Source organism: Streptomyces sp. NPDC054866, from assembly GCF_053610745.1.
The window spans coordinates 923155-948556 of the sequence record NZ_JBSGZA010000002.1 but is presented as its reverse complement, the minus strand read 5'-3'; the positions used below and the strand labels follow the sequence as shown (position 1 = coordinate 948556).

The 25402-nt window shown below is 70.6% G+C and carries 19 protein-coding genes and 1 pseudogene; 16 read left to right on the top strand and 4 right to left on the bottom strand.

Translation table 11 applies throughout. From position 1 onward, the window contains the following. Positions 1–101: 101 nt before the first annotated feature. Positions 102–671 (bottom strand): annotated as a pseudogene (locus ACWGI2_RS13015) (response regulator); the annotation flags it as partial. 10 nt (positions 672–681) lie between these two features. Then, a complete protein-coding gene (locus ACWGI2_RS13010; protein ID WP_453395905.1) occupies positions 682–4779 on the bottom strand; it encodes a HAMP domain-containing protein in 4098 nt (1365 codons plus the stop codon). A gap of 270 nt (positions 4780–5049) precedes the next feature. On the opposite strand from ACWGI2_RS13010, the gene ACWGI2_RS13005 reads away from it, so the two are divergent. Further along, positions 5050–6972, top strand: coding sequence for a SpoIIE family protein phosphatase (locus ACWGI2_RS13005; RefSeq protein ID WP_453695287.1), 1923 nt, complete (start codon positions 5050–5052; stop codon positions 6970–6972). 79 nt (positions 6973–7051) lie between these two features. After that, positions 7052–8284: a radical SAM family heme chaperone HemW gene (hemW, locus tag ACWGI2_RS13000; RefSeq protein ID WP_453695285.1), complete on the top strand. Its 1233-nt coding sequence runs from the start codon at positions 7052–7054 to the stop codon at positions 8282–8284. A gap of 153 nt (positions 8285–8437) precedes the next feature. Here hemW and ACWGI2_RS12995 read toward each other — a convergent pair whose 3' ends face one another. Both ACWGI2_RS12995 and ACWGI2_RS12990 read right to left on the bottom strand, forming a co-directional pair. After that, positions 8438–9259: a DUF3097 domain-containing protein gene (locus tag ACWGI2_RS12995; protein WP_453695283.1), complete on the bottom strand. Its 822-nt coding sequence runs from the start codon at positions 9257–9259 to the stop codon at positions 8438–8440. Positions 9260–9293: 34 nt separating this feature from the next. Further along, the gene (locus tag ACWGI2_RS12990; protein ID WP_453695281.1) at positions 9294–10037 is read right to left on the bottom strand and encodes an MBL fold metallo-hydrolase; all 744 of its coding nucleotides are present in this window, start codon (positions 10035–10037) and stop codon (positions 9294–9296) included. 201 nt (positions 10038–10238) lie between these two features. Here ACWGI2_RS12990 and hrcA point away from each other — a divergent pair, with 201 nt between their 5' ends. The 14 genes from hrcA to ACWGI2_RS12920 all read left to right on the top strand — a co-directional run bounded on the left by hrcA (position 10239) and on the right by ACWGI2_RS12920 (position 25401). Beyond that, positions 10239–11255: a heat-inducible transcriptional repressor HrcA gene (hrcA, locus tag ACWGI2_RS12985; protein ID WP_160504974.1), complete on the top strand. Its 1017-nt coding sequence runs from the start codon at positions 10239–10241 to the stop codon at positions 11253–11255. After that, positions 11256–12395 carry a molecular chaperone DnaJ gene (gene dnaJ / locus ACWGI2_RS12980; RefSeq protein ID WP_453395497.1) on the top strand — a complete coding sequence of 380 codons (1140 nt, stop codon included), beginning with the start codon at positions 11256–11258 and terminating at the stop codon, positions 12393–12395. A 164-nt stretch (positions 12396–12559) separates the two neighbouring features. Further along, positions 12560–13657, top strand: a complete 1098-nt coding sequence (locus tag ACWGI2_RS12975; protein WP_453695280.1) for a nitronate monooxygenase — start codon at positions 12560–12562, stop codon at positions 13655–13657. Then, the gene (locus ACWGI2_RS12970) at positions 13654–14412 is read left to right on the top strand and encodes a 16S rRNA (uracil(1498)-N(3))-methyltransferase (RefSeq protein WP_453695279.1); all 759 of its coding nucleotides are present in this window, start codon (positions 13654–13656) and stop codon (positions 14410–14412) included. The genes ACWGI2_RS12975 and ACWGI2_RS12970 overlap by 4 nt, the downstream gene beginning before the upstream one ends. Positions 14413–14491: 79 nt before the next feature. Beyond that, complete coding sequence (locus ACWGI2_RS12965; protein WP_453695277.1) at positions 14492–15121, top strand: hypothetical protein; 630 nt, start codon at positions 14492–14494, stop codon at positions 15119–15121. A 45-nt stretch (positions 15122–15166) separates the two neighbouring features. Continuing rightward, a complete protein-coding gene (locus tag ACWGI2_RS12960) occupies positions 15167–18391 on the top strand; it encodes a S41 family peptidase (protein WP_453695276.1) in 3225 nt (1074 codons plus the stop codon). A gap of 186 nt (positions 18392–18577) precedes the next feature. Then, complete coding sequence (locus ACWGI2_RS12955) at positions 18578–18931, top strand: histidine triad nucleotide-binding protein (RefSeq protein ID WP_453395492.1); 354 nt, start codon at positions 18578–18580, stop codon at positions 18929–18931. Between the two features lie 30 nt (positions 18932–18961). After that, positions 18962–19870, top strand: a complete 909-nt coding sequence (locus tag ACWGI2_RS12950) for a ribonuclease Z (RefSeq protein WP_453695274.1) — start codon at positions 18962–18964, stop codon at positions 19868–19870. Between the two features lie 13 nt (positions 19871–19883). Next, complete coding sequence (locus ACWGI2_RS12945) at positions 19884–20885, top strand: adenosine deaminase (RefSeq protein ID WP_453695273.1); 1002 nt, start codon at positions 19884–19886, stop codon at positions 20883–20885. Positions 20886–20943: 58 nt separating this feature from the next. Next, entirely contained in the window at positions 20944–22047 is a 1104-nt protein-coding gene (locus tag ACWGI2_RS12940; RefSeq protein WP_453695271.1) for a carbohydrate kinase family protein, read from the top strand. Between the two features lie 149 nt (positions 22048–22196). After that, on the top strand, positions 22197–23231 hold the full coding sequence (locus ACWGI2_RS12935) for a PhoH family protein (RefSeq protein ID WP_453395488.1): 1035 nt from the start codon (positions 22197–22199) through the stop codon (positions 23229–23231). Positions 23232–23244: 13 nt separating this feature from the next. Continuing rightward, a complete protein-coding gene (ybeY, locus tag ACWGI2_RS12930) occupies positions 23245–23742 on the top strand; it encodes an rRNA maturation RNase YbeY (RefSeq protein WP_453395487.1) in 498 nt (165 codons plus the stop codon). Positions 23743–23746: 4 nt separating this feature from the next. Beyond that, the gene (locus ACWGI2_RS12925; protein WP_453395486.1) at positions 23747–25048 is read left to right on the top strand and encodes a hemolysin family protein; all 1302 of its coding nucleotides are present in this window, start codon (positions 23747–23749) and stop codon (positions 25046–25048) included. Beyond that, positions 25045–25401, top strand: a complete 357-nt coding sequence (locus tag ACWGI2_RS12920; RefSeq protein WP_453695270.1) for an MmcQ/YjbR family DNA-binding protein — start codon at positions 25045–25047, stop codon at positions 25399–25401. The genes ACWGI2_RS12925 and ACWGI2_RS12920 overlap by 4 nt, the downstream gene beginning before the upstream one ends. Position 25402 lies beyond the last annotated feature (1 nt).

The following is a 25402-nucleotide window of genomic DNA, read 5'->3' as shown; positions in this document are numbered from 1 at the left end:
TTTGTTTTTTTTTTTCGGTTGGGGGGGTTGGTGTGGTGGTTTTGTGTGTGGTGGTTTGTGCGTCTCCTGGGCTCGCACACCACCCCCACCCCCCCCCGCCCGCGCCGCATCTCCTTCACCAGCTCCTCCATGTGCGTCACGTGGTGGCGCAGTTCCAGGACGTCCTTGAGGCTGCTGGCGGCCAGGTGCGTCTCGATCGCCGAGAGGCGGGCCGCCAGCTCGTCGAACTGCTGCTGCTCGCGCGCCAAAATCTTCTCCAACTGCCGGTTCTTGCGGTGCAGTTCGAGGAAGACCGTGACCTTGGCGCGCAGCACCCAGGGGTCGAACGGTTTGGTGAGGTAATCAGCGGCCCCCGTCGCATAGCCCCTGAAGGCATAGCCCGCGTCGTTGTCGGTGCCCGTCAGGAAGATGATGGGCACGTCCTTGGTCTGGTCGAGCCGTTTGATGTTCGACGCGGTCTCGAAGCCGTCCATCCCCGGCATGCGGACGTCCAGGAGGATCACGGCGAAACGTTGGCGCAGAAGCGCCTTCATCGCCTCCTCGCCCGAACGGGCGCGCACCAGTGGTTCGTTGAGTGACCCCAGGACGGCTTCGAGCGCCATCAGGTTGTCCTCCATGTCATCGACAAGAAGGATGCTCGATCGGTTGTCGGTCATGACCTCTGTGCTCATGGACAGTGCCTCACTCGGTCGTCGGCGGAACGGCGGCCTCCCCGTGAGTGCCTGCCGGTTCCGGTGCAACGGTTGTATCTGTGGTGGTGGGAGCGTCCGGCTCTGTCCTGTCGGCGGCCTCGGGTGCCAGAAGCGCGCAGGCGACGGTGAGCAGCTGGTCCACATCCACGGGTTTGGGAACGTAGTCGTTGGCACCCTGCTCGATGGCCTTCTCGCGGTCTCCGGGCATTGCCTTGGCGGTCAGCGCGATGATGGGAAGGCCGGTCCAGCGCGGGGTGCGGCGGATCGCGGCGATGGTTTCGTAGCCGTCCATCTCCGGCATCATGATGTCCATCAGGATGAGGTCGGTGTCGGGGTTGCGCTCCAGGGTCTCGATGCCTTCGCGGCCGTTCTCCGCGTAGAGGACGGGCATGCCGACGCGGCTCAGCACATGGGTGAGTGCGAAGACGTTGCGGATGTCGTCGTCCACGATCAGGACGCGGCGCCCACGCAGTATGCGGCCGGCCGGGCCCTCCCGGTACTCCTCCAGCTTGGTCGGCGTCGGCCAGCTGTCGTTCTGTTCGTGGAAGGTGTGCGGGGACATGGTGACCCGCTCGTCGTGCGGTTCCGGCGTGGTCAGCGACCTGGTCGCCGCGTACGCCGCCGCGGCCGGTCCGTGGCCGGGGTGCACCACGGGGACGTAGAGCGTGAAGGTGGAACCCTTGCCCGGGCTGCTCTCCGCGGTGATGCGGCCGCCGAGGAGCCCGGCGATCTCGCGGCTGATGGAGAGGCCGAGGCCGGTGCCGCCGTACTTGCGGTTGGTGGTGCCGTCCGCCTGCTGGAACGCCTCGAAGATCGCGGGGAGTTGATCGGCGGGGATGCCGATGCCGGTGTCCGTGACGGCGAAGCAGAGCCGGTCGCCGCCGTCGTGGAGCCGCCGGTCACCGGTGTTCTTGACGCGGCTCACGCGCAGCTCGACCCGGCCGCTCGCGGTGAACTTGACCGCGTTCGACAGGAGGTTGCGCAGGATCTGCTGGAGCCGCTGCTCGTCCGAGAACATCTCCCGCGGCACGTCCTCGCCGACCGACACGTCGAAGGCGAGCCCACGGTCCAGGGTGAGCGGGCGGAACGTCGCGTGGACGTAGTCGAGGACCTTGATGAGGGGGAGCTTCTTGGGTCGTACGTCCATCCGGCCCGCCTCGATCTTCGACAAGTCGAGGATGTCGTTGATGAGTTGGAGAAGATCGGAGCCCGAGCGGTGGATCGTGGTCGCGAACTGCACTTCCTGGTCGGAGAGATGGCTGTCGGGGTTGTCGGAGAGCAGCCGGGCCAGGATGAGCAGGGAGTTCAGCGGGGTGCGCAGCTCGTGCGACATGTTCGCGAGGAACTCCGACTTGTACTGCGAGGAGGTGGCGAGCAGAGCCGCCTTCTCCTCCAGCTCGGCGTTCGAACGCTGCAACTCCGCCTGCTGGAGCTGAAGTTCGTCCGATCGGTCCTGGAGCTGCGTGGCGAGCCGCTGGGACTCGCTGAGCAGTGATTCCGTACGGGAGTTGGCGATGATCGTGTTGATCGCGACGCCGATGGTGCTCACGAACTGGTCGAAGAACGCCAGGTGCACGTCCGAGAAGCGGGAGAACGTGGCCAGCTCGATGACGCCGAGCAGCTTGTCCTCGAAGAGGATGGGGATGATCACCAGGCTGGCCGGTGCGGCGTCCCCGAGCCCCGAGGTGATCTTGACGTAGTCGGGCGGCACCTCGTCGACGAGGATCCGCTTCTTCTCCAGGGCCGCCTGGCGCACCAGGCCGTGCGCGGGCATGGCGCCCGTGTCGACGACCGAGCCCTGCGCGGAGCCGTACCCGGCGATGAAGGCGAGTCCCTTGACCGGCGGAGTCTGCAGCGTCGTGGCGTCCCCCGACTCCGGGTCGGCCAGGAAGAACGCGCCGTACTGGGCGTTCACCAGCGGGGTCAGCTCACGCAGGATCAGGTCGGCGACCTCCATCAGGTCACGGTGGCCCTGCATGAGACCCGCGAGACGGGCGAGGTTCGACTCCAGCCAGTCCTTGGCACGGGTGGTCTCGCGGAGATTGGAGACCATGACGTTGATGTTGTTCTTCAGCTCCGAAACCTCGCCACGGGTCTCGACGGTGATGGAACGGGTCATGTCGCCCTGGGCCACGGCGGATGCGACCTCGGCGATCGCGCGGACCTGCGTGGTGAGGTTCAGGGCGAGTTCGTTCACGTTCGTCGTCAGGCGCTTCCACGTGCCGTAGACACCCTCGACCCTTGCCTGACCGCCCAGTTGACCCTCGGAGCCGACCTCGCGGGCCACGCGGGTGACCTCGGAGGAGAAGGAGGACAGCGTGTCCACCATGGTGTTGATGGTGGTCTTCAGCTCCAGGATCTCGCCGCGCGCGTCCACGTCGATCTTCTTGGAGAGGTCACCCTGGGCCACCGCCGTCGCGACCTGCGCGATGTTGCGGACCTGGCCGGTGAGGTTGTCGGCCATGTAGTTGACGTTGTCCGTGAGGTCCTTCCACACGCCCGATACGCCGAGCACCTGGGCCCGCCCGCCGAGCCGGCCGTCCGTACCGACCTCGCGGGCCACGCGGGTCACCTCGTCCGCGAAGGCGCGCAGCTGCTCCACCATCGTGTTGACGGTGTCCTTCAGCTCCAGGATCTCGCCGCGCGCCGTCACCGTGATCATCTTGGACAGGTCGCCGTTGGCGACGGCCGTGGTGACCTGGGCGATGTTCCGCACCTGGGAGGTGAGGTTCAGCGCCATGAAGTTGACGTTGTCGGTGAGGTCCTTCCATACGCCGGAGACGCCGCGCACCTGGGCCTGCCCGCCGAGGTTGCCCTCGGTGCCGACCTCGCGGGCGACGCGGGTGACCTCGTCGGCGAACGCGGACAGCTGGTCCACCATCGTGTTGATGGTCGACTTCAGTTCGAGGATCTCGCCCTTCGCCTCGACCGTGATCTTCTTGCCGAGATCGCCCTGGGCGACGGCCGTCGACACGAGGGCGATGTTCCGCACCTGAGAGGTGAGGTTGTCGGCCATGAAGTTGACGTTGTCCGTGAGGTCCTTCCAGACCCCCGACACACCACGCACCTGAGCACGACCGCCCAGATTGCCCTCCGTACCGACCTCGCGGGCCACGCGGGTGACCTCGTCGGCGAAGGCGGAGAGCTGGTCCACCATCGTGTTGACCGTCGACTTCAGCTCCAGGATCTCGCCCCGGGCGTCGACGGTGATCTTCTGGCTCAGGTCGCCGTTGGCGACGGCCGTGGTGACCTGAGCGATGTTCCGCACCTGAGAGGTGAGGTTCGACGCCATGAAGTTGACGTTGTCCGTGAGGTCCTTCCAGACCCCCGACACACCACGGGCCTGCGCCCGGCCGCCCAACTGCCCCTCGGTGCCGACCTCGCGGGCGACACGCGTCACCTCCGCCGCGAACGCGGAGAGCTGTTCGACCATCGTATTGACGGTCAGCTTCAGTTCGAGCAGTTCGCCCGTCGCCTCGACCGTGACCGTCCGCGTCAGGTCGCCCTGCGCCACCGCCGTCGTCACCAGGGCGATGTCACGCACCTGAGCGGTGAGCCTGGCGGCCATCGTGTTGACGGCCTCCGTCACGTCACGCCAACTCCCGGACAGACCGCGCACCTTGGCGCGACCGCCGAGCCGCCCCTCCGTGCCGACCTCACGGGCGACACGGGTGACCTCGCCCGTGAAGAGCGACAGCTGGTCGACCATCGTGTTCACCGCACGGCCCAGGCGCCGCAGGTCCCCCCGCAGCTCGCGGGAGCCGTCGTGCAGGTCCACGCGCTGGGTGAGGTCGCCGCCCGCGACCGCGTTCAGTACGCGCGTCGCGTTGGCCGCCGGGGCGACCAGGGAGTCGAGCAGGGAGTTGACGTCCGCCACGCGCGTGGCCCAGCTGCCCTGTCCCGGGCTCGCGGTGAACCGCTCGTCGAGATGGCCGTGACGGATGATCTCCCGCCGTACGCGCGCGAGTTCACTGTCGAAGTGGAGGGAACGGTCGAGCATTTCGTTGAACACCGTGTGCAGCTCGGCGACCAGGCCGTTGCCACTCACCGTGACCTTGGTGAAGTCACCGTCGCGGGCCGCCCGCATGGCGGACAGGAGGACGCGCAGATCGGCTGCCGCTTCCGGAGCGGTCTCAGGAATGATTTCTGGTGCCGTGTCCGGATCGTTCCCGGCGTGCGGCGGAGGTATCGGAGCTGGTTTCGGTGCCGGAATCCGACCGTAACCGAGCGCGGGCATAGCACTGTTCTCACTCATAGCGGCCCACTTCAGTAACTCGGTGCTTATGGGCGTGGCCAGTCTGTCACTCTGTCCGTGTCGCCTGAGGCGTATTCGACCGAACTGCTCAGGAGCCGAAACGTGGGGTCCATTCCGATGCAACGGGAGACCACTTTCCGTGCGTCCGCCCAGCCGGGGCACCAGCCCGGCCCGCCGGCGGTGGTGTGCACGTCCCTGCCCGGAAACCCGCTGGCGCCCGCCGCCGCACGCAAGTTCGTACGCGCGGCGCTCGCCGACTGGATAGAGCTCTCGGTGCCCGCGGCCGCGGGTGTCACCGAACGTCTCGCGGACGACGCGGTGCTGCTCGTCAGTGAACTCGTCACGAACGCCGTCGTGCACGCGGGCACGACGGTCGAGCTCCTGTGCCGGCTCGACGAGGCAGGCCTGGGGGAGAGCTCCGACAGCCTGGTCATCGAGGTCTCCGACCACCACCCCGCCCGCGCCGTCCGCAGCGAACCCACGCCCCAACCGCCCGGCACACCCGAGTACGGCCGAGGACTCCAGCTCGTCGCAACTCTGTCCGACTCCTGGGGCATCACCTACCGCACCGGCACCAAGGCCGTCTGGGCCCGCCTCCCGGTCGGCGGCGTCCAGGCCGTCCACGAGATCGAGTCGTACGCGAGTGAGCAGGCCGTGCAGCGAGGACTGCGCACCTCCGAGATCCTCGCGCCGCTGCCCAAGCGGATCACGCACGACACGGAGTGGGTCAACCGCGGCGCGCTCACCTTCCTCGCCGAGGCGTCCGACCTGCTCGCAGGACAGTTCGACGAGGACCTGGTGGCCGCACTCGCCGGGCAGCTGCTCGTGCCGCGGCTCGCGGACTGGTGCGCCGTATGGCTCGACGACGAGTCGGAGGTCGCGCCGCGCGGCGCCGTGAGCGGGGGCGCGGGCTCCCGGCTCGCCCGCGTCTGGCACACCAGCGAACAGCGGATAGAAGAACTGCGCCGCAGCCTGGAGAAGGACCCGCCCCGGCTCCCCGAATCAGTGGGCTCCGGCCCCGTCCCCGTGCCGTGGCCCACCGAGGCGCAGGCGGAAGAGGCGAGCGGCACGGCCCTGGCGTACCGCCTCACGGCGGGCGGCCGCGCCCTTGGCACGCTCATCATCGGGCGGGCCGGGATGATGCGCTTCGCCGACGAAGTCACCGGCCTCATCGAGGACTTCAGCCGCCGCGTCGCGCTGGCCATCAGCGCGGCGCGCCGCTATCAGCGCCAGGCCACCATCAGCCAGGTCCTCCAGCGCGGCCTCCTTCCGAGCTCCGTCGCGGACATCCCCGGCGTGCACAGCGGAGTCGTGTACGAGCCGCGGGACAAGGGCGGCCCCGGCGGCGACTTCTACGACGTGTTCCAGGCGGGCAAGGGCCGCTGGTGCTTCGCGCTCGGCGACGTACAGGGCAAGGGCGTCGAGGCGGCCGTCGTGATCGGCCTCGCCCGGCCGTGGCTCCGGCTGCTCGCCCGCGAGGGCTACGAGGTCGCGGAAGTGCTCGACCGCCTCAACCAGCTCCTCCTCGACGACGCGACGGAGGCGGCGGACGCGGCCGCGGCGGTGGTCGCGGTGGCGGGCGGCCAGGGCGTGCCGCCCGAGGGCGCCACCTCCCGCTTCCTCTCCCTCCTCTACGGCGAGCTGGTGCCCATGGACGACGGCGGCGTCCGCTGCACGGTGGCGAGCGCGGGCCACCCGCTGCCGCTCCTCCTCTCCCCGGACGGGACGGTCCGCGCGGCGGCCACGCCCCAGCTGCTGCTCGGGGTCGTCGACGACGCGACGTATGAGAGCGAGACCTTCGAGCTGCGGACGGGGGACACGCTGCTCTGCGTCACGGACGGCGTGACGGAGCGCCGCACGGGACAACTGATGTTCGACGACGGCGACGGCCTCGCTACGGCGCTCGCGAGCTGCGCGGGGATGGACGCGGCTCTGGTGGCGGAACGGATCAAGAGGCTGGTGCACGAGTTCTCGGAGAGGCCGCCGGACGACGATCTGGCGGTGCTGGTGTTGCAGGCGCAGTAGGCGGGCCCGGGGGCGGGAGTGCATCGCGGGGACTCCGGCGCGGCGTCCGCTTCCTCCGCGGTGCGGGACAATCGAAGGTATGCCTTCCGCACTGCCCGATGGTGAGCCCATGCCCGAGGACGGGGCCCTGCCCGCGTCCGCCCTCGCGGGTGCGGGGACGCGTCCGCTCGGCTTCTACCTCCACGTCCCGTACTGCGCCACGCGCTGCGGCTACTGCGACTTCAACACCTACACCGCCACCGAGCTGCGCGGCTCCGGCGGCGTGCTCGCCTCACGCGACAACTACGCGGACACCTTGATCGACGAGGTACGGCTCGCGCGCAAGACCCTGGGCGACGACCCGCGCCCGGTCCAGACCGTCTTCGTCGGCGGCGGTACGCCGACGCTGCTCGCCGCGGCCGATCTGGTCCGCATGCTGGGGGCCGTACGGGAGGAGTTCGGGCTCGCGGACGACGCGGAGATCACGACGGAGGCGAACCCCGATTCCGTCGACCCGGCGTACTTGAGCGAGCTGCGGGCCGGGGGCTTCAACCGCGTCTCCTTCGGGATGCAGAGCGCCAAGCAGCACGTACTGAAGGTGCTCGACCGCACGCACACCCCCGGGCGGCCCGAGGCGTGCGTGGCGGAGGCGCGGGCGGCGGGCTTCGAGCACGTCAACCTCGACCTCATCTACGGCACGCCGGGGGAGACGGACGACGACTGGCGGGCCACGCTGGACGCGGCGATCGGCGCCGGACCCGACCACGTCAGCGCCTACGCCCTGATCGTCGAGGAGGGTACGCAGCTGGCGCGGCGGATCCGGCGCGGTGAGGTGCCGATGACGGACGACGACGTGCACGCGGACCGGTATCTGATCGCGGACGAGGTGCTGGGGGGTTCCGGGTTCTCCTGGTACGAGGTGTCGAACTGGGCCACGTCCGAGGCGGGGCGGTGCCTGCACAACGAGCTGTACTGGCGTGGGGCCGACTGGTGGGGGGCCGGGCCGGGGGCCCACAGCCACGTGGGGGGTGTGCGGTGGTGGAACGTCAAGCATCCCGGGGCGTATGCGGGGGCGCTGGGGGCTGGGCGCTCGCCTGGGGCTGGGCGGGAGATTCTTGCGGCTGAGGATCGGCGGGTGGAGCGGATTCTGCTGGAGCTGCGGCTCCTTGAGGGGTGTCCGTTGTCTCTTCTCCGCCCTGCGGGGCTTGCGGCTGCGGGGCGGGCCCTTGCCGATGGGCTGCTGGAGGCGGGGCCCTATGGGGAAGGCCGGGCGGTGTTGACGCTGCGGGGGCGGTTGTTGGCGGATGCGGTGGTGCGGGACCTGGTGGACTGAGGTTCGATCGAACCCTGCGGGGCTTTCCCCAATCCCGCCCCTTCCCGAAACTGGGGCTCCGCCCCAGACCCCGGTCCTCAAACGCCGGACGGGCTGGAGATACCTGACCGGCGGCCTAGTACGGGATCAGGGCCCGCGGCCAGTTACGGCGGGCTAGGAATCAGCCGCCGTGACGAAGTCGATCAGTTCCTCCACGCGGCCCAGCAGCGCCGGTTCAAGATCCCGGTAGCTGCGGACCGAACCCAGGATCCGCTGCCAGGCCGCGCCAGTGTTCGGCGGCCAGCCCAACGCGTCGCAGACGCCCGTCTTCCAGTCCTGGCCCCGCGGTACGCGGGGCCACGCAGCGATTCCCACCGAGGACGGTTTTACCGCCTCCCACACGTCGATATAGGGGTGCCCCACCACCAGCGCCGACGGAGAACTCACCGCCGCCGCGATCCGCGACTCCTTGGAGCCCGGCACCAAGTGGTCCACCAGGACGCCCAGCCGCGCGTCAGGGCCGGGGGCGAACTCCTCGACGATCGCCGGGAGGTCGTCGATGCCCTCCAGGTACTCGACGACCACGCCCTCGATCCGCAGGTCGTCACCCCACACCCGCTCGACGAGCTCCGCGTCGTGCCGCCCCTCGACGTAGATCCGCCCGGCACGGGCGACCCGGGCCCGCGCCCCCGGCACGGCCACCGAGCCCGAGGCGGTACGTACGGGTGAGGAAGGGGAAGCAGCAAGCGGGCGGACCAGTGTCACCGTCCGGCCCTCCAGGGCGAAGCCGCCCGGCGTCATCGGGAAGACGCGGTGCTTGCCGAAGCGGTCCTCCAGGGTCACCGTCGGACCCTCCGCCGTCTTCTCGCAGCGGATCACCGCCCCGCAGAAGCCGGTGCTCAGCTCCTCCACCACGAGGTCCGCATCCGCGGCGACCTCCGGCACGGGCTTCGGCTTCTTCCACGGCGGAGTGAGGTCTGCGGAGTACTGGCGCATTCGCACGACGATAAGAGAAGTGGCGTACGACCGGCTACGACACGCCGAAGCGGCCCGCCAGTGTGGCGCGTTGCGCACGGACAAAAGCCGCATCGACCACCGCACCGTGCCCCGGCACGTACAGCGCGTCCTCGCCGCCCAGGGAGAGGAGCCGGTCGAGCGCCGCCGGCCACCGCTTCGGGACCGCGTCCGTCCCCGCCTGCGGTTCGCCCGACTCCTCGACCAGGTCTCCGCAGAAGACGATCTCCGGAGAGCTGTCCGTGCCGGGGACCAGGACCGCCAGGTCGTGGCCCGAGTGCCCCGGGCCGACGTTCGCGAGCAGCACCTGTACCCCGCCGCCCAGATCGAGCGTCCACTCCCCGCACACCAGGTGGTGCGGGTGGACGAGCAGATCGGCGGCCTCCGCCGCCGCGTCCGGGGTGACCCCGTGCCGCACGGCCGAGTCGCGCAGCTCGTCGCGGCCCCTCGCGAGGAGCGTGTCGAGGCCGACCGCGCCGTACACCTGCACGCCCGCGAACGCCGCGGCGCCAAGCACATGATCGAAGTGCGGGTGCGTCAGGGCGAGGTGCGTGACCCGGCGGCCCCCACCGAGGATGTCGCGCGCCTGGGTGCGCAGCTCTGCCCCCTCGCGCAGGGTCGCCCCCGCTTCGATCATCAGCGCCGATTCGCCGCCGACGACAAGGCCCGCCGTACAGTCCCAGACCGGGAGGCGCCGCCGTCCCACATGCGGCGCGAGCCGCTCCCAGCCCGCCTCGTCCCAAGCCAGTGCCACGTCCATGAGTCGACGCTAGCCCCGCGCGGGCGGCTTGGCAGCCGCCGCCTCGCCTGCCGGACCGACATAGGGGGTCCGGCCCTTGCCGGGGTCGTACCTCGCGGCCGTACACTGGGCGCGGTGCAGGCTGGCACTCGCCCGCGGGGAGTGCCAGGCGCAGCCGCAGGACAGACAGGTTTCAGGGCAAAACGGTGGAGGTGTGCGCGGATGCTGAATGAACGCAGGCTCGAGGTGCTGCGCGCCATCGTCCACGACTACGTCGGCACCGAGGAGCCCGTCGGCTCCAAGGCGCTCACCGAGCGGCACAGCCTCGGGGTCTCCCCGGCCACGGTCCGCAACGACATGGCGGCGCTGGAGGAGGAAGGGTTCATCGCCCAGCCTCACACGAGCGCGGGCCGCATCCCGACGGACAAGGGCTACCGCCTCTTCGTCGACAAGCTCGCGGGCGTCAAGCCGATGGCGGCGCCGGAGCGCAGGGCCATCCAGAACTTCCTCGACGGGGCCGTCGACCTCGACGACGTCGTGGCGCGCACGGTGCGGCTGCTCGCGCAGCTGACCCGGCAGGTCGCGGTCGTGCAGTATCCGTCCCTCACGCGCTCGACGGTGCGGCACGTGGAGCTGCTCTCGCTGGCTCCCGCCCGCCTGATGCTCGTGCTGATCACGGACACGGGCCGGGTCGAGCAGCGCATGATCGACTGTCCGGCGCCGTTCGGCGAGACCTCGCTCGCGGATCTGCGGGCGCGGCTCAACAGCCGGGTCGCGGGCCGCCGCTTCGCGGACGTGCCGCAGCTGGTGCAGGACATGACGGAGTCCTTCGACGCGGAGGACCGTGGCACGGTGGCGACGGTGCTCTCCACCCTCCTCGAAACCCTCGTCGAGGAGACCGAGGAGCGGCTGATGATCGGCGGAACGGCCAATCTCACCCGCTTCGGACATGACTTTCCCCTCACCATCAGGCCCGTCCTGGAGGCTCTTGAGGAGCAGGTCGTCCTGCTCAAGTTGCTTGGCGAAGCCACGGATTCGGGCATGACCGTACGGATCGGTCACGAGAACGCCCATGAGGGGCTCAGCTCCACGTCCGTGGTCTCCGTCGGCTACGGTTCGGGCAGCGAGGCAGTAGCCAAACTCGGCGTGGTCGGCCCGACCCGCATGGACTATCCGGGAACGATGGGAGCAGTACGCGCAGTGGCACGTTACGTCGGACAGATCCTGGCGGAGTCGTAAGTGGCCACGGACTACTACGCCGTACTAGGCGTGCGCCGCGACGCTTCCCAGGACGAGATCAAGAAGGCCTTCCGGAGGCTTGCGCGAGAGCTTCACCCGGACGTGAATCCGGATCCGAAGACTCAGGAGCGCTTCAAGGAGATCAACGCCGCGTACGAGGTGTTGTCGGACCCGCAGAAGAAGCAGGTCTACGACCTCGGCGGTGACCCGCTGTCCCAGCAGGGCGGGGGCGGCGGCGCGGGCGGTTTCGGGGCCGGTGGCTTCGGCAACTTCTCGGACATCATGGACGCGTTCTTCGGGACGGCGTCGCAGCGTGGCCCCCGGTCGCGCACGCGCCGTGGCCAGGACGCCATGATCCGGCTCGAGATCGACCTGGACGAGGCGGCCTTCGGGACCACCAAGGACATACAGGTCGACACGGCGGTCGTCTGTACGACCTGTAGCGGTGAAGGTGCCGCGCCGGGGACATCCGCTCAAACGTGTGACATGTGCCGCGGTCGCGGCGAGGTGTCGCAGGTCACGCGGTCCTTCCTCGGCCAGGTCATGACGTCCAGGCCGTGCCCGCAGTGCCAGGGCTTCGGCACGGTCGTGCCCACTCCGTGCCCCGAGTGCGCCGGCGACGGCCGCATCCGGTCGCGGCGGACGCTCACCGTGAAGATCCCGGCCGGTGTCGACAACGGCACGCGGATCCAGCTCGCGGGCGAGGGCGAGGTCGGCCCCGGCGGCGGCCCCGCCGGTGACCTGTACGTGGAGATCCACGAGCTGCCGCACGCCGTGTTCCAGCGGCGCGGCGACGACCTGCACTGCACGGTCACCATTCCGATGACGGCCGCGGCTCTGGGCACGAAGGTGCCCCTGGAGACGCTGGACGGTCTGGAAGAGGTCGACATCCGGCCCGGCACGCAGTCCGGCCAGTCGGTCCCGCTGCACGGCAGGGGCATCACGCACCTGCGGGGCGGCGGACGCGGAGACCTCATCGTGCACGTCGAGGTCCTCACGCCGAGCAAGCTGGACGCGGAGCAGGAGCGGGTCCTGCGGGAGCTCGCGCAGCTGCGGGGCGAGGAGCGGCCCACGGGGCAGTTCCAGCCGGGGCAGCAGGGGTTGTTCTCCCGCCTCAAGGACGCGTTCAACGGGCGGTAGCGCCTATAGCGGTGCTTATTCGGCGCCCCCGGTAGCGGTTCACCCCGTGCCGGGGGCGCTTTGCCGTTTGCCTCCGCGGGCAGTCGTGGGTTGCTCGCGCAGTTCCCCGCGCCCCTTACGGGGCGCGATTCGGTTGCCCACAAAAGGCATGGCACGATGCGTTCATGTCCTCCGCACTGACCGATCTCTGCCGCCTTCCGATCGTGCAGGCCCCCATGGCGGGCGGCGCTTCGTGCCCCCAGCTCGCCGCGGCCGTGTCCGAGGCAGGGGGGCTCGGATATCTCGCCGCCGGGTACAAAACCGCCGACGGGATGTACCAGGAGATCAAACAGCTGCGGGGGCTCACGAGCCGCCCGTTCGGCGTGAATCTGTTCATGCCGCAGCCCGAGTACGCCGACGCCGCCGCCGTCGACGTCTACCGCAACCAGCTCGCCGGTGAGGCCGCCTGGTACGAGACGCAGCTCGGCGATCCGGACAGCGGCCGCGACGACGGCTACGACGCCAAGCTCGCGATCCTCATCGAGGACCCGGTGCCGCTGGTGTCGTTCACCTTCGGCTGCCCCACCCGCGACGTCTTCGACGCCTTCGCGCGCGTCGGCACGATCACCGTCGCCACCGTCACCTCGCCCGAAGAGGCGCAGACCGCCCAGTGGTCCGGCGCCGACGCCGTGTGCGTGCAGGGCATCGAGGCGGGCGGCCACCAGGGCACGCACCGCGACAACCCCGAGACGGACGGCGCCGGGATCGGCCTTCTCTCGCTCATCGCGCAGGTGCGCGACACCGTGCAGATCCCCGTCGTCGCGGCCGGCGGTCTGATGCGCGGCTCGCAGATCGCAGCGGTGCTCGCGGCGGGCGCGGACGCCGCGCAGCTCGGCACGGCCTTCCTGGTCTGCCCCGAGTCGGGCGCGAACGTCCTGCACAAGCAGGCCATGACCAACCCGCTGTTCACCCGCACCGAACTGACCCGCGCCTTCTCGGGACGCCCCGCGCGGGGCCTGGTCAACCGCTTCATGCGCGAGCACGGTCCTTACGCCCCCGCCGCCTACCCCCAGATCCACCACCTCACCAGCGGCCTGCGCAAGGCCGCCGCCAAGGCCGGTGACGCGCAGGGCATGGCGCTGTGGGCGGGGCAGGGCCACCGCATGGCGCGGGAGCTTCCCGCGGGGCAGCTCGTGGAGGTCCTCGCGGCCGAACTGGCCGAGTCGAAGGCCGCGTTGGCGGCCGGGGGGCAGCAGGGGGACCAGCCGGGGGGCCAGGCGTGACCGCGCCCGTCTTCGTCGTCCCGACCTTCGAGCCCATCGAGAAGGCCGCCGCGGGCGGCGACGGACGCTACGTACTCGACGGTCCCGAAGGGCGCCATGCCGTCTCCGTGAAGCGGCTGCACGCCGGTGAGGATGTCGTCCTGACCGACGGGGCCGGGCGCTGGGCCGAGTGCGTGGTCCTGGACACCGAGGGCAAGGACCGGCTGATCCTGCGGATGGACCCCGTACAGGAAGAGGCACTCCAGGAGCCCCGGATCACCGTCGTACAGGCGCTGCCCAAGGGGGATCGTGGTGAACTCGCCGTCGAGACCATGACGGAGACCGGCGTCGACGCGATCGTGCCCTGGTCCGCGTCGCGCTGCATCACGCAGTGGAAGGGCGAGCGCGGCCTCAAGGCGCTCGGCAAGTGGCGTGCCACGGCGCGCGAGGCGGGCAAGCAGTCGCGCCGGGTGCGCTTCCCCGAGGTCGCGGAGGCCGCGTCGACCAAGCAGGTGGCGGCACTGCTCGCCACGGCAGACCTCGCGGCGGTCCTGCACGAGGAGGGCAGCGAGCCGCTGGCCACGGCGGACCTTCCGGCGGCCGGGCACATCGTCCTCGTGGTCGGCCCCGAGGGCGGCGTATCGCCGGACGAACTGGCGGCCTTCGCGGACGCGGGCGCGAAGCCGTACCGCCTGGGGCGCAGCGTGCTGCGTACGTCGACCGCGGGGACGGCGGCGGCCGCACTGCTCCTGGGACGCACGGGCCGCTGGTCCTGAACCCCCGCCGGGCCGCTGCTTCCGGAGTGGACGCAAAGGGGACTATCGTCAGGCGGCTCGCGGTGGCACTCTGCCGCCCATGGGGGCATTGAGGCGCTTACGTGATCGTGCGGCGGACGTACGCGGACGGCGCCGGCGGGTGCTGTACGCCGTCGGGTTCGCGGGGGCGGCGGTGATCGGGGTCGCCGCGTGCGACCCGGTCGACGGAGGCATGAACACCGCGGCCGTCGCGATCACCACCGACGAGATGGCGACCAAGGAGCTGGAGCGGCAGCACCTCGACGTGCTGTGGATCAGCTGCAACGCACGCTTCAAGAACAAGGTGACCCCGAGCAGCGACGCCCCCGATCCCGACGCCCGCGCCACCGTCGACTGCCAGGGGCAGGCGAGGGAGGGGAAGGGGAACGACGACACCAGCGACATCACTGTCAAGGGCACGGTGACGTCCGTCGTCGACGGACACTGCGTACGCGGAGACCTCACCGCCAAGGTCGACGGCAAGGAGTGGTTCCGGGTGGACGTGCTCGGCGACTGCTCCGGCGGCGACGACGGGAACGGCAACGGCGGAGGGAACGGTGGAGACGACGGCGGCGGTGACGACGGCGACAAGCCGACCCACCCGCCCACGGCGACCGTCACCGTGACCGCCACGCCCGACCCGCCGCCGCAGCAGCCCGATCCGACGTGCTCATGCTTCAGGGGCAAGTGATCCAAAACCCTGCCCGGCTCCGCCGAGGCTGCCTAGGCTGGCTGCGTGACACTGACTGGACACCCCGCGTATCTCCGGTTTCCGCATCTGCGCGGCGAGTTGGTCGCCTTCACCGCCGAGGACGACGTCTGGGTCGCGCCCCTCGACGGTGGCCGGGCATGGCGCGTCAGCGCCGACAACATGCCGGTGAACCACCCCCGCATCTCCCAGGACGGGACGACCGTCGCCTGGACGTCCACACGCGACGGCGCCCCCGAGGTGCACGTCGCCCCCGTTGACGGAGGCTCATCCAAACGCCTTACGTACTGGGGCAGTTCACGCACATCCGTGCGGGGCTGGACCCCTGACGGACAGGTCCTCGCGGTCAGCACGTCCGGCCAGGCCTCACTGCGCCGCAGCTGGGCGCGGGCCGTACCGCTGGACGGCGGGCCCGCGGACACGCTGCCGTACGGAGTCGTCGGGGACGTCGCGTACGGCCCAAGGGACGGCCAACTCCTGCTGCTCTCCGCGCCGATGGGGCGCGAGGCCGCCTGGTGGAAGCGGTACCGCGGCGGCACCGCGGGCAAGCTCTGGATCCGGCGCGGCGGTGCGGACGCCGAGGGCGGCTTCGTACGCGTCCATGAAGAGCTCGACGGGAACATCGAGTACCCGTTGTGGGTGGGGGATCGGATCGCCTTCCTCTCCGACCACGAAGGCGTCGGCGCCCTCTACTCCTCGCTGCCGGACGGCTCCGATCTGCGCAGGCACACCGGCATCGACAGCTTCTACGCCCGGCACGCCGCCACCGACGGCTCGCGCGTCGTGTACGCGTCGGCGGGTGAACTCTGGCTCCTCGACGACCTGGTGGATGCCGAGCCGCGCCGCCTCGACGTCCGCCTCGGCGGCCAGCGCACCGACCTCCAGCCGTTCCCCGTGAGCGCCGCGCGCTGGTTCGGCGCCGCCGCTCCCGACCACACGGGACGCGGCAGCGCCGTCTCCGTGCGCGGCGGCGTGCACTGGGTGACCCACCGCGAGGGGCCCGCCCGCGCGCTCGCCGCCGAGCACGGGGTGCGCGCACGGCTGCCGCGCACGTTCCGCGTCGACGGCGAGGAACACGTCGTCTGGGTGACGGACGCGGAGGGCGACGACGCGCTCCAGTTCGCGCCCGCCACGGGCCTCGCGCCCGGCGCCACGCCCCGCAGGATCGCCGCCGGGCAGCTGGGCCGGGTGCTCGGGCTCGCCATGGCACCCGACGGCAGCCGGGCCGCCGTCGCCTCGCACGACGGGCGGGTGCTCCTGGTCGAGCGGGAGAGCGGGGAGGTGCGCGAGGTCGACCGCGGGGAGGACGGGGACGCCACCGGGCTCGTCTTCTCGCCGGACTCGGCCTGGCTGGCGTGGTCGCATCCGGGGCCGCGGCCGCTGCGGCAGCTGAAGCTGGCGAACACGGCGGACCTCTCGGTGTCCGACGCGACCCCGCTGCGGTTCCGTGACTACGCGCCCGCGTTCACGCTGGACGGCAAGCATCTGGCGTTCCTTTCCGCGCGGGCCTTCGACCCCGTCTACGACGAGCACGTCTTCGACCTCGCCTTCGTCGGCGGCTCGCGGCCGTACTTGATCACGCTGGCCGCCACCACTCCCTCACCCTTCGGGCCGCAGCGGCACGGGCGGCCCTTCGAGGCGCCCGACAAGGACGAGACCCCGGACAGCGAGGGCTCGCCCGTCACCCGCATCGACCTCGACGGCCTGGCCGATCGCATCGTGCCGTTCCCGGTCGAGGCCGCTCGCTACTCGACCCTGCGGGCCGCCAAGGACGGCGTCCTGTGGCTGCGGCACCCCGTGCGGGGCGTCCTCGGCGCGTCCCGCGCCACGCCGACGGACCCCGACCCGCAGACCGAGCTCGAACGCTACGACCTCGTACAGCACCGCATCGAGGAACTGGCATCGGACGCCGACCACTTCGCCGTCAGCGGGGACGGCAAGCGGGTGCTGCTGTGGGCCGACGGGAAACTGAAGGTCGTGCCGAGCGACCGACGGGCCTCCGGCGACGAGAGCTCCGACTCGAACATCACCGTCGACCTCACGCGGGTGAGGCAGACCGTCGATCCCGCCGCCGAATGGCGCCAGATGTACGACGAGGCCGGGCGCCTCATGCGGGACAACTTCTGGCGGCCCGACCTGGGCGGGGTCGACTGGGACGGCGTACTCGACCGGTACCGTCCGGTGCTCGACCGCGTGGCCACGCACGACGACCTCGTCGACCTGCTGTGGGAGGTCGCCGGAGAACTCGGCACCTCGCACGCGTACGTCATGGGGGGCGGGGCCTGGGGGAGTTCGGCGGTGCGGCAGGGGCTGCTCGGCGCGGATGTCTCGCGGGGCGAGGACGGGGCGTGGCGGATCGACCGGATCCTCCCCTCCGAGACGTCGGACCCGGCCGCCCAGTCGCCGCTCGCCGCGCCGGGGGTGGCGGTGCGGGCGGGAGACGCGCTGCTCGCGGTGGCGGGCCGGCCGGTCGATCCGGTGGCGGGGCCGGGGCCCTTGCTGGTGGGTACGGCGGGGAAGCCGGTGGAGCTGACGGTGTCGCCAGCGGGCGGGGGCGATCCGCGGCACGCGGTGGTGATCCCGGTCGACGACGAGGAGCCGTTGCGGTACCACGCGTGGGTCGTCGACCGGCGCGCGTACGTCCACGAGCGGTCGGGCGGGCGGCTCGGCTACCTCCACGTGCCGGACATGCAGGCTCCCGGCTGGGCGCAGATCCACCGGGACCTGCGGGTGGAGGTGGCGCGGGACGGGCTCGTGGTGGACGTACGGGAGAACCGTGGCGGGCACACGTCCCAGCTGGTGGTGGAGAAGCTGGCCCGGAAGATCGTGGGCTGGGACCTGCCGCGGGGCACACGGCCGTTCAGCTACCCGGCGGACGCGCCGCGCGGTCCTGTCGTCGCCGTCGCCAACGAATTCTCCGGTTCCGACGGGGACATCGTGAACGCGGCGATCAAGGCGCTGGGGATCGGTCCCGTGGTGGGGACGCGGACGTGGGGTGGCGTGATCGGCATCGACAGCAGGTACCGCCTGGTCGACGGGACGCTGGTGACGCAGCCGAAGTACGCGTTCTGGCTGGAGGGATACGGCTGGGGCGTCGAGAACTACGGGGTGGACCCGGACGTGGAGGTGGTGACGACACCGGAGGACTACGCGGCAGGCAGGGACCCCCAGCTGGACGAGGCGATCCGCCTGGCGTTGGCGGCCCTGGAGACGACCCCGCCGAAGACGGCACCGGAGCTGCCGGGGGTGTGAGGCGTCCTCGCTGTCGTCCGGTGGCTGCGGGGCAATCGGGTGGGTGGGCGGGAAAGCTTGTTCGTTCAGGGGGAGGGCCGCGGGGCGGACCCGGGGCCACCCGGGGCTGAGGGAGGGGGCGAAGCGTGGGCGCAGCCCGGATAGCATGCGGGGGGCCAGTACAACCAGCTAGACCGGAGGCGCCCCATGGCGGGAGAACCGCAGGCTGACTGCCTGTTCTGCAAGATCGTCGCGGGCGAGGTGCCCGCGACCCTAGTGAAGGAGACGGACACGACCGTCGCCTTCCGGGACATCAACCCGCAGGCCCCCAGCCACGTCCTGGTCATCCCCAAGGCGCACTACCCGGACGCCGCAGCCCTCGCCGCCGCCGAACCCACCCTCGCCGCCGACGTCCTCCGCGAAGCCGGAGAGGTCGCCGCCGAGGAGAAGGCGGAGAGCTACCGCATCGTCTTCAACACCGGCACCGGCGCGGGACAGACCGTCTTCCACGCGCACGCCCATGTCCTCGGCGGACGCGGCCTGCAGTGGCCTCCGGGATAACGGGATAACGAGACAACGGGATAACTCGCCTTGTCCGCACGCGAATTGGTGGTCCTCGGCACCGCAAGCCAAGTCCCCACCCGGCACCGCAACCACAACGGCTACGTCCTGCTCTGGGACGGGCAGGGCATCCTCTTCGACCCCGGCGAGGGCACGCAGCGGCAGATGCTGCGTGCCGGGGTCGCCGCGCACGACCTGCACCGGATCTGCGTCACGCATTTTCACGGCGATCACTCGCTCGGCCTGCCCGGCGTCATCCAGCGGATCAACCTGGACCGGGTCCCGCACGACGTGACCGTGCACTTCCCGCGCTCCGGTCAGACCTTCTTCGACCGGCTGCGGTACGCCACCGCCTATCGCGAGACCGTCCCCCTCATCGAGCAACCCGTCGCAGGCGACGGCCAGTTGGCCGTCACCCCCTCGTTCGCGCTCGACGCGGTCAAGCTCTCGCACCCCGTCGAGTCCTTCGGCTACCGCGTCACCGAGCCCGACGGGAGGCGCATACTCCCGGAGCTGCTCGCCGCACGCGGCATCGCGGGACCCGATGTCGGCCGCCTCCAGCGGGAAGGCGCGCTGCACGGCGTCACGCTCGAAGAGGTGAGCTCGGTACGGCGAGGGCAGAAGTTCGCCTTCGTCATGGACACCCGGCTCTGCGACGGCGTCCACGCCCTCGCCGACGGCTGCGACATGCTCGTCATCGAGTCCACCTTCCTGGACGCGGACGAACAACTCGCCCTCGACCACGGCCACTTGACCGTGGGGCAGGCCGCCCGGGTCGCGGTGGACTCCGGCGTGCGGCATCTCGTACTGACCCACTTCAGCCAGCGCTACCCCGACCCCGGCGTATTCGAGCAGCAGGCCCGGGACGCGGGATTCGACGGTGAACTCACCGTCGCACAAGACCTGTTGCGTGTACCTCTGCCCAAACGAACCACCTGAGTGAGCCGCCGTCATGCCCCTTCCCAAAGCCGAACTCCACCTCCACATCGAGGGGACGCTCGAACCCGAGCTGGCCTTCTCCCTCGCCGCCCGCAACGGCGTCACCCTCCCGTACGCGGACACCGAAGAGCTCCGCAAGGCCTATCTCTTCGATGACCTGCAGTCCTTCCTCGACCTGTACTACGGGCTCATGGCCGTGCTGCGCACCGAGGAAGACTTCGAGGAGCTCGCCGACGCCTATCTGGCGAGGGCCGCCCGGCAGGGCGTGCGGCACGCCGAGATCTTCTTCGACCCGCAGGCCCACATGGCACGCGGCGTCGCCATCGGGACGGTGATCGAAGGGCTCGGACGCGCCCTCGACCGCAGCGCCGAGCGGCACGGCATCTCGACCCGGCTCATCATGTGCTTCCTGAGGGACCAGTCCGCCGAATCGGCCCTGGAGACCCTGGAGGCCGCGCGGCCCCATCTCCACCGGATCATCGGCGTCGGACTCGACTCCGCCGAGGTCGGCCACCCGCCCGCCAAGTTCCGCGAGGTGTATGAGGCGGCTGCCGCGCTCGGTCTGCGCCGGGTCGCGCACGCGGGCGAGGAGGGCCCGCCCGCGTACATCACGGAGGCCCTCGACGTCCTGGGCGTCGAGCGCATCGACCACGGGCTGCGGTGCATGGAGGACCTGCAGCTGGTGGAACGCCTGGTGCGCGACCGGGTGCCGCTCACCCTCTGCCCGCTGTCCAACGTCCGGCTGCGCGCCATCGACGTACTCGAAGAGCACCCCCTCGCGCGGATGATGGACGCCGGGCTGCTGTGCACGGTCAACTCCGACGACCCCGCGTACTTCGGCGGCTACGTCGACGACACGTTCCACGCCGTACGGGAAGCCCTGTCCCTCGACCAGGAGCGACTGCGGGAACTCGCGCGGAACTCGTTCGAGGCGTCCTTCCTCGACGGGAGCGCGGAGGAAGAGGCACTGCGGGCGCGGTACATCGCCGAGGTCGCGGATTATTCGTTCGACTGATCGCCGCCGGGACGGCCTTGAACAAGACCGTCCGGCGTCCGTCCGTTACGGTCCCTGCATGGTCGTACCTCTCAAACCCAGCATCGACCCGCTCAAGGCAGCCCGCAGAGCAGGCGATCCGCCCTGTGACGTCTTCCTCACCGGCACAGTCTTCCTCGACATCATCTTCACCGGCCTGGACTCCGCGCCCGTACGCGGCACCGAGTCCTGGGCGCGCGGGATGGGGTCGAGCCCCGGCGGCGTCGCCAACATGGCGACCGCCCTCGCCCGGCTCGGCCTGCGCACCTCGCTCGCGGCGGCCTTCGGGGACGACCACTACGGGGAGTACTGCTGGGACGCGCTCGAACAGGGCGAGGGCATCGACCTCACGACGTCACGCACCGTCCCCGGCTGGCACTCACCGGTGACCGTCTCCATGGCGTACGAGGGCGAGCGGACCATGGTCAGCCACGGCCACGAGCCGCCGCCCGACGCCGATTCCCCGGACGGCGGCGCCCCGACCTGCCCGCCACGCGCGCGTGCCGCCGTCGCCTCCCTGACGCCCGGCACGCGCGCGCCGTGGATCGCCGGGGCCGCGCGCTCGGGCACGCGGATCTTCGCCGACGTCGGCTGGGACGACACCGGGCGCTGGGACCTCGCGGGACTCCCGGACCTGGCGCACTGCGAGGCGTTCCTGCCGAACGCGGAGGAAGCCATGCGGTACACCCGCACGGACTGCCCCCGGGCCGCCGCGCGGGCACTGACCGAGCACGTGCCGCTCGCCGTGGTGACGCTGGGTGCCGAAGGGGCGTACGCGGTGGACGGCAGGACCGGCGAGACCGCCGAGGTCCCGGCCATCGCCGTCGAGGCGCTCGACCCCACGGGCGCCGGTGACGTCTTCGTGGCGGGCTTCGTGACCGGCACCCTCGCCGGGTGGCCCCTCGCCGACCGGCTCGCCTTCGCGGGGCTCACGGCGGCGCTCTCCGTGCAGGAGTTCGGGGGCTCGCTCTCGGCGCCCGGCTGGGCGGAGGTCGCCACGTGGTGGCGGACCGTGCGGGAGGTCGACGACCAGGACCCGGTGGCGCTGCGCAGGTACGGGTTCCTGGAGGGCCTCCTTCCGGAGGCCACACGCCCGTGGCCGCTGCGGCGGGCGGTGCCGACGATCGGGTTCCGGTCCGCGTAGCCGGAGCAGTCGCCGGTCCTGTCGCGCGCGACAGGAGTGGAAAAGCCCTACGGCGGTGACAGTGGTGCGTCGTACCCTTGGGAGTGCAAGGCTGTCGAGCGGCCACCAAGCCCCGCATGAGGAGGATGAGCAGGCCTAAGTGCCGGCCCATGACTCAGACACCCACAGCTCGTACCCCTGCCCAGGGCCAGTCGCGAGCACACTTCACCGTTCCGGCGAACCACCCGATGGTGACGGTGCTCGGCTCCGGAGACGCCCTGTTGCGCGTGATCGAGAAGGCCTTCCCGGCGGCCGACATCCATGTCCGGGGCAATGAGATCAGCGCTGTCGGTGACGCCCATGAAGTCACCCTCATCCAGCGCCTGTTCGACGAGATGATGCTGGTGCTCCGCACCGGTCAGCCGATGACGGAGGACGCAGTGGAACGCTCGATCGCCATGCTCAGGGCGGACGAGGCAGGAGAGGGCGACGGCACGGAGACCCCGGCCGAGGTCCTCACGCAGAACATCCTCTCGTCCCGCGGCCGCACGATCCGCCCCAAGACGCTCAACCAGAAGCGGTACGTCGACGCGATCGACAAGAACACCATCGTCTTCGGCATCGGCCCCGCGGGCACCGGCAAGACGTACCTCGCCATGGCCAAGGCCGTCCAGGCCCTCCAGGCCAAGCAGGTCAACCGCATCATCCTGACCCGCCCCGCCGTCGAGGCCGGTGAACGCCTCGGCTTCCTGCCGGGCACGCTCTACGAAAAGATCGACCCGTACCTGCGCCCGCTGTACGACGCCCTGCACGACATGCTCGACCCGGACTCGATTCCTCGGCTGATGGCGGCGGGGACTATTGAGGTGGCGCCGCTGGCATACATGAGGGGTCGCACCCTGAATGACGCCTTCATCATCCTGGACGAGGCGCAGAACACCAGCGTCGAGCAGATGAAGATGTTCCTCACCCGCCTCGGCTTCGAGTCGAAGATCGTGATCACGGGCGACGTCACCCAGGTCGACCTGCCGAACGGCACCAAGTCCGGTCTGCGGCAGGTCCAGGACATCCTGGAGGGCATCGACGACGTGCACTTCTCGCGGCTCACGTCCCACGATGTCGTACGGCACAAGCTCGTCGGCCGTATCGTCGACGCGTACGAGAAGTACGACGACAGCCAGCAGAACAAGAAACACGGGAAGTAGCGGAAGCCGCACCATGTCGATCGACGTCAACAACGAATCCGGAACCGAGGTCGACGAGCAGGCGATCCTCGACATCGCCCGCTACGCCCTCGCGCGGATGCGCATCCACCCGCTCTCCGAGCTCTCGGTGATCGTCGTGGACGAGGACGCCATGGAGCAGCTCCACATCCAGTGGATGGACCTGCCGGGGCCGACGGACGTCATGTCCTTCCCCATGGACGAGCTGCGCCCGCCGGCCAAGGACGAGGAGGAGCCCCCGCAGGGCCTCCTCGGCGACATCGTGCTCTGCCCCGAGGTCGCCATCAAGCAGGGCAAGGAAGCGCCCACGGAGCACTCCATGGACGAGGAGCTCCAGCTGCTCACCGTCCATGGGGTGCTTCACCTGCTCGGGTACGACCACGAGGAGCCGGACGAGAAGGCCGAGATGTTCGGTCTTCAGGCGGCCATCGTCGACGGCTGGCGCGGCGAGAACGGCCTGACCGGGCCGTCTCCGGCGCCCACCGTCTCGTAGGGCCATGAGCTTCCAGCTGATCGCGGGCGCCGTCGCCCTGGTCGTCGTCGCCTGGCTCGCGGCCTGCGCCGAGGCGGGCATCGCCCGCACCTCCAGCTTCCGCGCCGAGGAGGCGGTCCGCTCCGGGCGGCGCGGCAGCGCCAAGCTCGCGCAGGTCGCCGCCGACCCCACCCGCTATCTGAACGTGGCGCTGCTCGTGCGCGTCGCGTGCGAGATGGCGGCGGCGTCCCTGGTGACGTACGCCTGCCTGAACGAATTCCCCGAGACCTGGGAGGCGCTCGCCGTCGCCATCGCGGTGATGGTCCTCGTCTCGTACGTGGCCGTGGGCGTCTCACCCCGCACCATCGGCCGCCAGCACCCGCTCAACACGGCGACCGCCGCCGCGTACGTCCTGCTGCCGCTGGCCCGCATCATGGGCCCCATCCCGCCGCTCCTGATCCTCATCGGCAACGCCCTCACGCCCGGCAAGGGCTTTAGGCGCGGCCCGTTCGCCTCCGAGGCCGAGCTGCGCGCGATGGTCGACCTGGCCGAGAAGGAATCGCTCATCGAGGACGACGAGCGCCGCATGGTGCACTCCGTCTTCGAGCTCGGCGACACCCTCGTACGCGAAGTCATGGTGCCCCGGACGGACTTGGTCGCCATCGAGCGCTTCAAGACCATCCGGCAGGCCCTCACGCTCGCGCTGCGGTCCGGTTTCTCGCGCATCCCGGTGACGGGCGAGAGCGAGGACGACGTCGTCGGCATGGTCTATCTCAAGGACCTGGCCCGCAAGACGCACATCAACCGCGACAGCGAGTCGGACCTGGTGTCGACGGCGATGCGCCCGGCGACGTTCGTGCCCGACACGAAGAACGCGGGCGACCTGCTGCGCGAGATGCAGCAGGAGCGCAACCACGTCGCCGTCGTCATCGACGAGTACGGCGGCACGGCCGGGATCGTCACCATCGAGGACATCCTGGAAGAGATCGTCGGCGAGATCACCGACGAGTACGACCGTGAACTGCCGCCCGTCGAGGAGCTCGACGACGGCTGCTACCGCGTCACCGCGCGCCTCGACATCGGTGACCTCGGCGAGATCTTCGGGCTCGACGAGTTCGACGACGAGGACGTCGAGACGGTCGGCGGCCTGCTCGCCAAGGCCCTCGGCCGGGTGCCGATCGCCGGTGCGTCGGCGGTCGTGCCGCTGCCCGACGGGCGCGAGCTGCGGCTCACCGCGGAGTCCGCCGCAGGGCGGCGGAACAAGATCGTGACGGTGCTCGTGGAGCCGGTCGCGCCGGCGGGCGCGGAGAAGGAGACCCCGCAGTGACTCCGCAGGAACTGCGTACGTTCTGCCTGTCGTTCAACGACGTGGTCGAGGAGTTTCCGTTCGGGCCCGAGGCCTCGGTGTTCAAGGTCGCGGGCAAGATGTTCGCGCTGAGCTCGCTGGACGCGACGCCGCTGACCGTGAACCTCAAGTGCGAACCCGACCTGGCGGTCCAGCTGCGGGCCGCGCACCCGGAGATCGCGCCCGGCTGGCACATGAACAAGCGGCACTGGAACACCGTGACGGTGGACGCCGAACTCCCGGACGCGATGGTCCGGGAGCTGGTCGAGGACTCGTACGACCTGGTGGTGGCCGGGCTCCCGAAGGCCGTGCGGTTGCGTCTCGACCGGCCCTAGA

Bases quoted from the DNA above. Each gene is read 5' to 3' on its own strand.
- ACWGI2_RS13010 (WP_453395905.1), bottom strand. From the start codon at position 4,779: ATGCGGGCGGCCCGCGACGGTGACTTCACCAAGGTCACGGTGAGTGGC.
- hemW (WP_453695285.1), top strand. From the start codon at position 7,052: ATGCCTTCCGCACTGCCCGATGGTGAGCCCATGCCCGAGGACGGGGCC.
- ACWGI2_RS12995 (WP_453695283.1), bottom strand. From the start codon at position 9,259: ATGCGCCAGTACTCCGCAGACCTCACTCCGCCGTGGAAGAAGCCGAAG.
- ACWGI2_RS12990 (WP_453695281.1), bottom strand. From the start codon at position 10,037: ATGGACGTGGCACTGGCTTGGGACGAGGCGGGCTGGGAGCGGCTCGCG.
- hrcA (WP_160504974.1), top strand. From the start codon at position 10,239: ATGCTGAATGAACGCAGGCTCGAGGTGCTGCGCGCCATCGTCCACGAC.
- ACWGI2_RS12975 (WP_453695280.1), top strand. From the start codon at position 12,560: ATGTCCTCCGCACTGACCGATCTCTGCCGCCTTCCGATCGTGCAGGCC.
- ACWGI2_RS12965 (WP_453695277.1), top strand. From the start codon at position 14,492: ATGGGGGCATTGAGGCGCTTACGTGATCGTGCGGCGGACGTACGCGGA.
- ACWGI2_RS12955 (WP_453395492.1), top strand. From the start codon at position 18,578: ATGGCGGGAGAACCGCAGGCTGACTGCCTGTTCTGCAAGATCGTCGCG.
- ACWGI2_RS12945 (WP_453695273.1), top strand. From the start codon at position 19,884: ATGCCCCTTCCCAAAGCCGAACTCCACCTCCACATCGAGGGGACGCTC.
- ACWGI2_RS12940 (WP_453695271.1), top strand. From the start codon at position 20,944: ATGGTCGTACCTCTCAAACCCAGCATCGACCCGCTCAAGGCAGCCCGC.
- ACWGI2_RS12935 (WP_453395488.1), top strand. From the start codon at position 22,197: ATGACTCAGACACCCACAGCTCGTACCCCTGCCCAGGGCCAGTCGCGA.
- ybeY (WP_453395487.1), top strand. From the start codon at position 23,245: ATGTCGATCGACGTCAACAACGAATCCGGAACCGAGGTCGACGAGCAG.
- ACWGI2_RS12925 (WP_453395486.1), top strand. From the start codon at position 23,747: ATGAGCTTCCAGCTGATCGCGGGCGCCGTCGCCCTGGTCGTCGTCGCC.